The sequence below is a fragment of the Flavobacterium beibuense F44-8 genome, from assembly GCF_000769915.1.
Lineage (GTDB): Bacteria > Bacteroidota > Bacteroidia > Flavobacteriales > Flavobacteriaceae > Flavobacterium > Flavobacterium beibuense.
Window position 1 is genome coordinate 199,377 of sequence record NZ_JRLV01000008.1, and the last position, 10,568, is coordinate 209,944.

Genomic DNA, 10,568 nt, shown 5'->3' on the forward strand with positions numbered 1-10,568 from the left:
TTCATTTTATGAGTAGAAAAATACGCACGCTTTTTAAGAATTTAAGGAAAGAAATCGTTACAGATGATTTGATTTTGAAAATAGTGTCAGATGATTATTCTATTGATTTGTCGACACATAAGGAATGGTTGACTAAGTCTGAAATCATCTGTAGCTATGAATGTTCCCCTCATAAAATAGTTTCGATAGTTAAATATTTAGATGATTTTTTTATAGTTATCCCTGAAGACAAAGAATGTGCGGTTTTTGATTGTGCAGATGTTAGTGGCAATTATCTACAGACTGATCTTTTATTTAAAGAGATTGATGCTTTAAAAATATTTATTTGGTCACAGGTTCCAAATTATAAAAACCCCCATATTGATGAAAGTGATTTACTCTATAATGTTTTTTTGCAGCCTGAAAAAAATAAATTTGATATATCGGATTTAGAACGATTTTTTCTGGTATTTGATATATGGAAACTTGATGAGGCTTGTATAGACGTTAGCAAGCTTGGAGCAAATGAATATTCTAAATTATTATGCTTTAAATTATATTCTATTTACCTGTTAAGTAATAAAGAGCTTTTAAGTCTCAATTTAAGCCATAATGGTCTTGATGAGATTATTAAATCTACCTTAGTTTTACATGGCGATTTGATTAGTATGCCTTTTTTTAGGGGGCTGACATCCACAAACTGGGAGCATTTGTTTCTTGAATTTTATAGGTGTATTGAGCGATTATATGGATTTCCTGTAGTTAATTCAATAATTTCTTTAATCAGTAGTACTGGCGATATAACCTGTGATTTTGATTTGGTTATAAAGGATAATGAAAGAAAATATAATTTGAGGCCAAATGAAGAGTCTGCATTAACATCTTTATTAGAGCTTTCAAATTGTAATCCTTTTGTTGATTCTTTCGCAATTAAGTATGATATACAATCAGAGGGTAAAAAAGTAGAGAAAGTAGCAAGTAGAATTTATAAGAGGCGTAATAGTATAGCGCATTGGAGGAAAGCGCTTGAAGAGGATTCGCTTTCAGTTGATGCTGAATTTATGTCAATAATTACTGAAATAATTTCTCAATTATATGGGGTTTATGGAGGATTCTTAAGAATGGTAAGTTAGGGATTTTGAGATTATAGGTAGTAAAGTAGTTCTTTAGTTGTCTATACATTTCCCTTTAATTACATTTGGAGAAATTAAAAATTCTTCATGCGCTGGACATTAAAACCAACACCCGATCTTCAAAAAATAAAACATTTGTCACAGGCACTTCAGGTAGACGGAGTTATAGCTTCACTGCTGGTACAACGTGGTATTGAAACTTTTGAGGAGGCGAAGAATTTTTTCCGTCCTAAGCTAAGCGATTTGCACGATCCCTACCTGATGAAGGATATGGATAAGGCGGTAAAACGTATTGAGGAAGCTATAGAAGACGGCGAAAACATACTTGTTTTTGGCGATTATGATGTAGATGGTACTACGGCTGTTTCGTTAATGTCATCATACCTGCATTCGTACTACCCTAATGTGGCGACGTATATACCCGACAGGTATGCCGAGGGCTATGGAGTTTCGTTTCAGGGGATTGATTTTGCCGATGATAACGGGATGACGCTTATCATTGCGCTGGATTGCGGAATCAAATCGATTGATAAAGTTGAATATGCCAAACAAAAAGGGATTGACTTTATAATTTGCGATCACCACCGTCCCGGAGATGAATTACCTGATGCTGTGGCGGTGCTGGACCCAAAGCGAACTGACTGTACTTATCCTTATGATGAGCTTTGCGGTTGTGGTGTAGGTTTTAAACTGATACAGGCACTTGCAGAGAATCGCGGGCAAACCATAACCGACTTGGTTACCTATCTTGATTTGGTTGCCACAGCTATAGCAGCCGATATTGTCCCGATAACAGGGGAGAACAGGGTGCTGGCTACATTTGGGCTGGATGTGATTAATACTTTCCCAAGGCCGGGTATACAGGCGCTTGTCCAAAACGTAAAAAAACAAAAACTTACCATAGGTGATGTTGTCTTTCAGATAGCACCGCGTATTAATGCCGCCGGGCGTATTTATCACGGCAATAAAGCGGTGGAGCTGCTTACAGAATTTAATTTGGAGCAGGCTCAGGAGTTTGCTGCTATGATTGAAGGGCTTAATGCTGAAAGAAAAGATCTCGATAAGCAAATTACTACCGAAGCACTGATGCAGATAGTCGCTAATAATGAACAGGAGTGCTGTACTACTGTTGTGTATGATGAAAACTGGCACAAGGGGGTTATTGGTATTGTAGCTTCCAGATTAACGGAAACCTATTACAGGCCTACATTGGTGTTTACTAAAAGCGGAGATAAACTGGCGGCTTCGGCAAGGTCGGTTAAGGGTTTTGATGTGTATAATGCGCTTGAAGCCTGTGCCGATCATTTAGAGCAGTTTGGAGGACACATGTATGCTGCAGGGCTTACGCTTAAGGAGGAGCAGTATTACGGTTTTAAAAAACGCTTTGAAGAGGTGGTAAGGCAAACTATAGCCCCAGAACTTTTAGTGCCCGAAGTGCAGGTGGATGCCGAGATTGATTTTAGTGATATTACGCCTAAATTCTTTAGAATATTAAAACAGTTTGAGCCGTTTGGTCCGGGTAATATGACTCCCGTATTCCTGTCGCGCGGATTAATGGATACAGGTTACGGCAAGGCTATTGGTGCCGATGAAACCCATTTACGGCTTTTTGTAAAGCAGGGTGATGCCGAAGGCTATGCGGCAGTTGGTTTCGGACTGGCATCAAAAATGAATATAGCCTGTAGTGGTAAGCCTTTTGAGGCGGTATACTCCATAGAGGAGAATGAGTGGAACGGTAATGTGTCTACTCAACTTCGTTTGCGTGATATACGCCCTGAGGAGTAACCGTTGAAAACTTTTTTACTAAAAACAATCCATTTATTTAGAATGGTTTTAAATAATTTATATTTTTGTTTAAAACCACGACGATGAAAGAGATTGAACAAATTTACTTTAACGACTTTGGAGTATCATTTTACTGGCGTAAAAACGACAGGCTTTTAACCGACAGGATTCAGGTTATTTTTAAGGAAACCGGCTTTTATTTTACCCGTGAAGAGGTACAGCGTTTTGCCTGTATTGTAAACGAAATGTATGATAAAAACCATTGCGGTGGCTGTGGTTTTAGGAACAAATGCCACAGGTTTTTACTTAAAACTCCGGTTAATGAAATTGAACTGGCTGTCTCAGCTCAGGAGCTTATTGATATTAAAGATTTGCTAGAGGGTACGCTTTTTACAGTGAACCTTAACGAGTATATCAATAATGTGTGTAAAAATTAGTTTTTGTATTCTTTCAGTTCAAATTTCTCTCCGTCAAAAACACCATAGGTAAAATAACCAATCCAATCGCCCAGATTGATGTATGTGGAGTTTTGCCCTAAATCAATGGTCATAGGTAAATGCCTGTGACCAAAAACAAAATAGTCGTAGTGTTTTGTTTCCAGTTTTCTTTTAGAGTATAAAACCAGCCATTCGTTATCTTCACCTAAAAACCTAACATCGGAATCACCAGATATAAGCTTGTTTTTTACTGATAGGTATTGTGCCAGTTTAACCCCAAGGTCAGGATGAAACCATCTGAAAAGCCATTTTGAAAAAGGATTAATAAATACCTTTTTCATCCTTTTATAGCCTTTGTCTCCGGGTCCGAGTCCGTCACCGTGCCCTATGAGAAATACCTTATCGTTAAAAGTGAATTCTTTTGGTTTGTGATAAACAGGTATGTTTAGTTCTTTTTCAAAATAATCATGCATCCATAAGTCATGATTCCCTACAAAAAAGTATATAGGTATACCGGAGTCTCTTATTTCTGCCAGTTTTCCCAGTACTCTTACAAAACCTTTAGGTACTACAGTTTTGTATTCAAACCAAAAATCAAACAGGTCTCCCAGTAAAAAAATAGCATCGGCATCTTTCTTAACCTCGTCCAGCCAGGCTACAAATTTTTTCTCTCTGGGGAAGCTTTTTTCTTGGGTTGGAGCACCTAAATGTTGGTCGGAAGCAAAGTATATTTTGAGTCTTTGGGACATGCTAAATTCTTAAATAATATGCCAAAGATATGAAGACAATTTTAAAAAGGAGTTATACCGTTATGATAACCTTATGTTTTTAAATTCATAACAAATCGAAATAAATTTGTTTTTTTTAGTTAAAACATAACTATTCGGTATTAAATTGCTACTAAACTTGTCTTTTTTTTTATACTTTCGGTAACTTAAACATAAACTACTAATTTATTATCTATGAAGAAAATTACTTTATTGTTTTTCATGGCATTGTTAAGCCTTTGCGGTTATTCGCAGGACGGGCTGCCATTGGAAGGCTTTGAGGGGACATTTGCCCCAACCGGCTGGACAATACACAACAATGGGATAGGTATGGTGCAAACCTGGAAACAGTCTCAGTTAGGGAATGATTTTCAACCTCCATTTGCAGGGGATTATGCAGCTTTCCTAGATCGTGAAAACGTTCCGGATGACGGAGATCCAGCTAAAGACTGGCTTGTTACTCCACAATTTACAATGCCTTCAAACGGCCAGTTACATTTTTACTGTCGTTTAACCCTTGGTGGTAACCAGGGAGGTACTTACAGGATTATTATGGCACCTTCGGGTGCAGATCTTGATGATCTTGATGCTTATACTGTTGTCCAGTCATGGACTGAGCCAGGGATTAACCCGGCACAAACTGAATATGTTGAGATTACGGTAGATTTACCGGGTACAGCAGGAGAGGATTATTATGTTGGTTTCCTTATGGAAGGTGATAATGCTGACCGCTGGCTGGTAGATAACGTAAGTATTATTGAACAATGTTTACCTCCTACAGGTCTTACTGTAACTGGTGTTACAGGTGAAACTGCTGATTTGAGCTGGACCGGAGGTGCTGCTCAGTATGAAGTTGAGGTAGTAGAATTTGTAGATGCTCCGGATGGTACACCTGATTATCTGGTAGACGGAAACTCAACAACTATTAACGGATTAAATCCAACTACAGCTTATAAATATTATGTTAGAGCTGCATGTGGGGACGGCAACTTTAGTGAGTGGGTTGGTCCATATAACTTTAACACTGCGCCGGGTAACGATGCCTGTGCAGATGCTGTTGCTTTAACAGTTAATCCAACTAATATCTGTTCGGTAAGTACTCCGGGTAGTATTAATGGTGCTACTGCTTCTTCTGAAGGCAACACGTGTTTTGGTACAGATGATGATGATGTTTGGTTCTCTTTCGTAGCGACAAATACTACTCATCTTGTTAATTTAAATAATATTACAAACGGTACTACCGATTTGTATCATGTTGTTTATGAAGGTAACGATTGTGCTTCATTAACACAATTATACTGTAGTGACCCTAATAATAGTACAGCTACAGGTCTTACAGTGGGTAATACTTATTATGTAAGGGTTTATTCATGGACGGCTACGGCAAACCAGACTTCAAACTTTGAAATCTGTATTGGTACACCGCCACCGCCACCGGCAAACGATGAATGTGCTGATGCGACTGCAGTTCCTGTTAACCCTGATTTAGACTGTGCTCAGTTTGTAACCGGTACTGTTTATTCTGCTACAGCTTCTGCTGAAGGTTCTACCTGTTCAGGTACAGAAGATGATGACGTTTGGTTCTCATTTGTAGCTACAAGTACTTCTCATACAATTAACCTTAACAACATTAATGGTGGTACAACTGCCCTTGATCATGTTGTTTATTCAGGTTCTTGCGGATCACTTACAGAGCTTTACTGTAGTAACCCTAATAATAGTGTTGCGGGTGGTCTTACAATTGGTAATACTTATTATGTAAGAGTATATTCTACTTCGTCACTTCCTCAAACTTCTGTGTTTGATGTTTGTATTGGTACACCTCCGCCACCACCGGCAAATGATGATTGTGCTGATGCTTTTGCAGTGACAGTTAACCCTGATTTAAACTGTACTTCATTCACATCGGGTACTGTAGCATGGGCTACTCCATCTATAGATGCTAACTCTTGTGGTGGTACAGATGATGACGATGTTTGGTTCTCATTTGTTGCAACAAGTGAAACTCATACAGTTAATCTAAATAACATTACAGGTAGTACAACTGATTTATATCATGCTGTTTACTCTGGTTCATGTGGTTCATTAACAAACCTTGTTTGTAGTGATCCTAATAACAGTTTAGTAGGCGGTCTTACAATAGGTGAAACTTATTATGTAAGAGTATATACCTGGACTTCTACTCCGGCTCAAACATCTGCGTTTGACTTATGTATTGGTACACCTCCGCCGCCACCGGCAAATGACGAGTGTGCTAATGCTGAGGTTGTTTTAACAAACCCGGATCTTGATTGTGGTAACTTTGCTTCGGGTACTATTGCCTGGGCTACAGGTTCTCTTGAAGCTAATACATGTTTTGGTACTGACGATGATGACGTATGGTATCAGTTTGAAGCTACAAGTGAGACGCATCAAATTAGTCTTACTAACCTTGCAGGTAGTACAACATTTATGTACCATACTGTTTACGAAGGTGATGACTGTGGTTCTATGACTCAGCTTTACTGTTCTACAAACAATACAAGTGTTGCGGGTGGTTTAACTATTGGTCAAACTTACTACGTAAGAATTTATACTTCAACAAGTTTAAGCGGACAAACTACTACATTTGATTTCTGTGTAGGTACACCTCCGCCACCACCGGCAAATGATGATTGTGCAGATGCTCAACAGGCGTTTACTAACCCTGATCTTGAGTGTGGTAACACCGTTTCAGGTACTATTGCATGGGCTACAGAATCTGGTGAGCCAAACTCATGTTTCGGTACAGATGATGATGATGTATGGTATCAGTTTGTTGCTACAAATGATGTACATACAATAGATCTTACAAATGTTGTAGGTAGTACAACTTTCCTATACCATGTTCTTTATGAAGGTACTTCATGTGGTACTATGACACAATTATACTGTGCTACTACTAACAATAGTTTAGCGAGTGGTTTAACAGTAGGTAATACATATTACATTAGAGTATACAGTTCAACGAGCATTGCTCCTCAAACTACTACGTTTGACTTATGTATTGGTACACCGCCACCGCCACCGGCAAATGATGAGTGTGCTGAGGCTATCCCTGTACCGGTTAACCCAACTCAGGTTTGTGAGCAGGTAGTTCCTGGATCTTTATCATGGACGACTCCGTCTGCAGAATCTAATACATGTTTCGGTACAGATGATGATGATGCCTGGTTTGAATTTGTTGCTACAAATGATACACACTTAATTAAAATTCTTGATATTGAAGGTAGTACAACTTTCCTATATCATGCGGTTTATGAAGGTGACGAATGTGGTTCTTTAAATCAAATATTCTGTGGTACTTCAAACAGTACAACTGTAACAGGATTAACTCCGGGTACTACTTATAAAATCAGAATTTATACATGGACTTCTACTTCAGGTCAGTTAGTTGACTTTAACCTTTGTGTAGGTACACCACCACCACCACCGGCAAATGACGAATGTGCTGATGCTACTGTGGTTCCTGTAAACCCAACTCAGGAGTGTGTTGAGGTTGTTCCTGGTATTGTATTCTCTGCAACAGCTTCTGCCGAAGGTAATACTTGCGGAGGTAACGACGATGACGACGTATGGTTTGAGTTTGTTGCTACAAACGATACTCACGTAATTACATTACAAAATATTACAAATGGTACTACTGATTTATATCACGTACTTTATGAAGGTGATGAGTGTGGTACTTTAACACAACTATATTGTAGTGATCCTAACCAGAGTTTTGCTAATGGCTTAACTATTGGTAATACTTATAAGATAAGAGTGTACTCTTGGTCGTCAACTGCTCAAACTTCAGAGTTTGAAGTATGTGTGGCTACACCACCACCACCACCGGCAAACGATGAGTGTGCTGAGGCTATTGTGGTTCCTGTAAACAGCGGTTCTGAATGTGTTGAGTTTGAATCTGGTACTATCTATTCTGCAACAGCTTCTGCCGAAGGTAATACTTGTGGTGGTACTGCAGATGATGACGTATGGTTTGAATTTACTGCAACCAGTACTGTACACTTCATTACTTTAAGTAATGTTCAGGGTAGTACAACGTTCCTTTATCATATTCTTTATGAAGGTGATGAATGTGGTACTTTAACTCAGGTTTATTGTAGTACAGCTAACCAAAGCTTAGCAGAGAACTTATCTCCTGGTACTACTTATAAAGTAAGAGTTTACTCTTCTACATCTACTCCAAACCAAACTTCAACGTTTGATATTTGTGTGGGTACTCCTGCAGGATCAATCGCTGTAGATGAAACATCGTTTACTGTAGAGCAGTTAGTAGAGAACGTACTTATTAGTTCTGAATGTGCACTTGTGTCTAACATAACGTCTCAAACAGGTACTAACTTTGGTCAGGCTAATGGTATATCTTACTTTAGCCAGAATAACTCATCATTCCCGTTTGCTGATGGTGTTATACTTGCAACAGGTAGTGTTCAGGAAGCTCCGGGACCTTACCCTAACAACAACACAGGTACCCAGACAAATACTTGGGTAGGTGATGCTGACTTATCAGCTATTATAGCTGAAGGAGGTAACACAGGAACGCTTAACAATGCATCTATACTTGAGTTTGACTTTACTCCGCTTACAAACCAAATCACTTTCGATTTCATGTTTGCTTCTCAGGAGTATGGTACATTCCAATGTAATTTCTCTGATGCATTTGCATTCATACTTACAGATTTAGATAACCCGGATCCTGAAACAAATACTACCAACCTTGCGGTTATTCCGGGTACAACTATTCCGGTATCGGTAGTAAACATTAGGGATAATCAGTATAATACGGGTTGTGATTCTCAAAATCCGGAATACTTTGGTTCTTACAATCAGGATAACCCTTATGGATCTGCCATAGGTTATAGAGGTCAAACAGTTGTAATGACAGCTGCAGGACCGGTAGTTCCTGGTGGTAACTATCACATTAAACTTGTGATTGCCGATTATAATGACTCTATCTTTAACTCTGCTGTATTCTTAGCAGGTGGTAGTTTTGATATTGGCGGACTTGATTTAGGTGTAGACCTTACTGTTCCTGGAGGTAATGCTATTTGTGATCAGCAGGAAACAATTATTGAGACTGATTTAGATCCGGATCTTTACGACTTTGTTTGGTCTGTTACAGATGACGAAGGTGTTACTACTCAATTAGACGAAACCGGTCCAAGCCTGGTAGTTAATCAAACGGGTGATTACACTGTAGTGGTTAACTATGAAGGTACAGACTGTATACTTGAAGGTACTAAACGTGTTGAGTTCTATCTTCCTGTAGAAGAGACTGTAGGTGCTCCTATTGATCTTATTGCTTGTGATGCCAGCGGATTTGCTACATTCGACTTTACTTCTAACACTGATTTAATAGTAGCGGGTGTACTTGAAGGATATGATGTTGCTGATTTTGAAATTTCATATCACGAAAGTGAGGCTGATGCGGAAACCGGAGACAATCCTGTGGGACCTGTATATGATAATACAGTTGCCGGAGCTCAGGCTATATATGTAAGAGTAGTTTACCTGCCTACTGGATGTGTGGGTGTTCTTAACTTTAACCTGATTATTCAGGATCTTACACCTGATTTTGATATGGGTGGAGACTTTAATATTTGTGAAGGAACTACAGATACTACTATAGATATTGTTGCTATAAACTTTGATCCGGCTTCTCCTGATGTGACTTATACATGGACATTTAACGATGCTCCTCTGGCAGAAACAGGTACAAGTGTTATGGTAACGGGAGAAGGTTCTTATGAGGTAACTATAAACAACTCAGGTTGTGAGGCTACTCAGTCAGTATATGTAACTGTAACTCCTGTTCCGGTTGCAGATGTAATGGAAAATGTAACTTCATGTGATATGTATGTTCTTCCTGCACTAAGTGCTAATAATAATTATTATACAGGTGCTGGCGGAACAGGTGATATGTTACTTGCGGGTGATCAGATTACCACTTCTCAGATGATATATATATATGCAGAATCTGCTACTGCACCTACAAACTGTACAGATGAAACAAGTTTTGAGGTTAGTATTGTTCCAACACCTATAATAAGCGTTAGCCAGGGTTGTGAAGGCGGAATTTATATGCTTGAAGTAGCTCTTGATGAAAATTATACAGAAGATACTGTTACTATTGACTGGACTGATGCCAGTGGCGCTACTATTGGTACCGGCTTAACAGCTACAGCTACAGAGATTGGTGTCTATACCGTGACTGTAACACCGGTTGGAGGTGATATCTGTTCTTCATCGTTTGAACTTACTGTTGATAATGTTGCCTGTATGATTCCTAAAGGTATCTCTCCAAACAATGATGGTATGAATGACAACTTTGACCTTACAGGATTTGGAGTTGTTAAAATAGGTATCTTTAACCGTTACGGTAAGGAGGTTTATAGCCAAAGTACTTATACCGACGAATGGTATGGTCAGGACAAAAAAGGTAA

The 10,568-nt window shown here is 38.8% G+C and carries 5 protein-coding genes; 4 read left to right on the plus strand and 1 reads right to left on the minus strand.

Translation table 11 applies throughout. The features are described from left to right. Positions 1-8 precede the first annotated feature (8 nt). The 3 genes from Q763_RS09040 (at position 9) to Q763_RS09050 (ending at position 3,334) form a co-directional block, all read left to right on the plus strand. Positions 9-1,112 carry a hypothetical protein gene (locus Q763_RS09040; RefSeq protein WP_035133415.1) on the plus strand — a complete coding sequence of 368 codons (1,104 nt, stop codon included), beginning with the start codon at positions 9-11 and terminating at the stop codon, positions 1,110-1,112. Positions 1,113-1,199: 87 nt separating this feature from the next. Then, positions 1,200-2,897 carry a single-stranded-DNA-specific exonuclease RecJ gene (recJ, locus tag Q763_RS09045; protein ID WP_035133417.1) on the plus strand — a complete coding sequence of 566 codons (1,698 nt, stop codon included), beginning with the start codon at positions 1,200-1,202 and terminating at the stop codon, positions 2,895-2,897. An 83-nt stretch (positions 2,898-2,980) separates the two neighbouring features. Beyond that, the gene (locus Q763_RS09050; RefSeq protein ID WP_035133419.1) at positions 2,981-3,334 is read left to right on the plus strand and encodes a hypothetical protein; all 354 of its coding nucleotides are present in this window, start codon (positions 2,981-2,983) and stop codon (positions 3,332-3,334) included. On the opposite strand, the gene Q763_RS09055 is transcribed toward Q763_RS09050, so the two are convergent. Then, entirely contained in the window at positions 3,331-4,083 is a 753-nt protein-coding gene (locus Q763_RS09055; RefSeq protein WP_035133421.1) for a UDP-2,3-diacylglucosamine diphosphatase, read from the minus strand. The two genes, Q763_RS09050 and Q763_RS09055, sit on opposite strands and share 4 nt — an antisense overlap. 213 nt (positions 4,084-4,296) lie before the next feature. Here Q763_RS09055 and Q763_RS09060 point away from each other — a divergent pair. Further along, positions 4,297-10,568, plus strand: a 6,272-nt coding sequence (locus Q763_RS09060) for a choice-of-anchor L domain-containing protein (protein ID WP_157499398.1), incomplete at its 3' end; no start/stop codon positions are given.

Bases quoted from the DNA above. Each gene is read 5' to 3' on its own strand.
- Q763_RS09040 (WP_035133415.1), top strand. From the start codon at position 9: ATGAGTAGAAAAATACGCACGCTTTTTAAGAATTTAAGGAAAGAAATC.
- recJ (WP_035133417.1), top strand. From the start codon at position 1,200: ATGCGCTGGACATTAAAACCAACACCCGATCTTCAAAAAATAAAACAT.
- Q763_RS09050 (WP_035133419.1), top strand. From the start codon at position 2,981: ATGAAAGAGATTGAACAAATTTACTTTAACGACTTTGGAGTATCATTT.
- Q763_RS09055 (WP_035133421.1), bottom strand. From the start codon at position 4,083: ATGTCCCAAAGACTCAAAATATACTTTGCTTCCGACCAACATTTAGGT.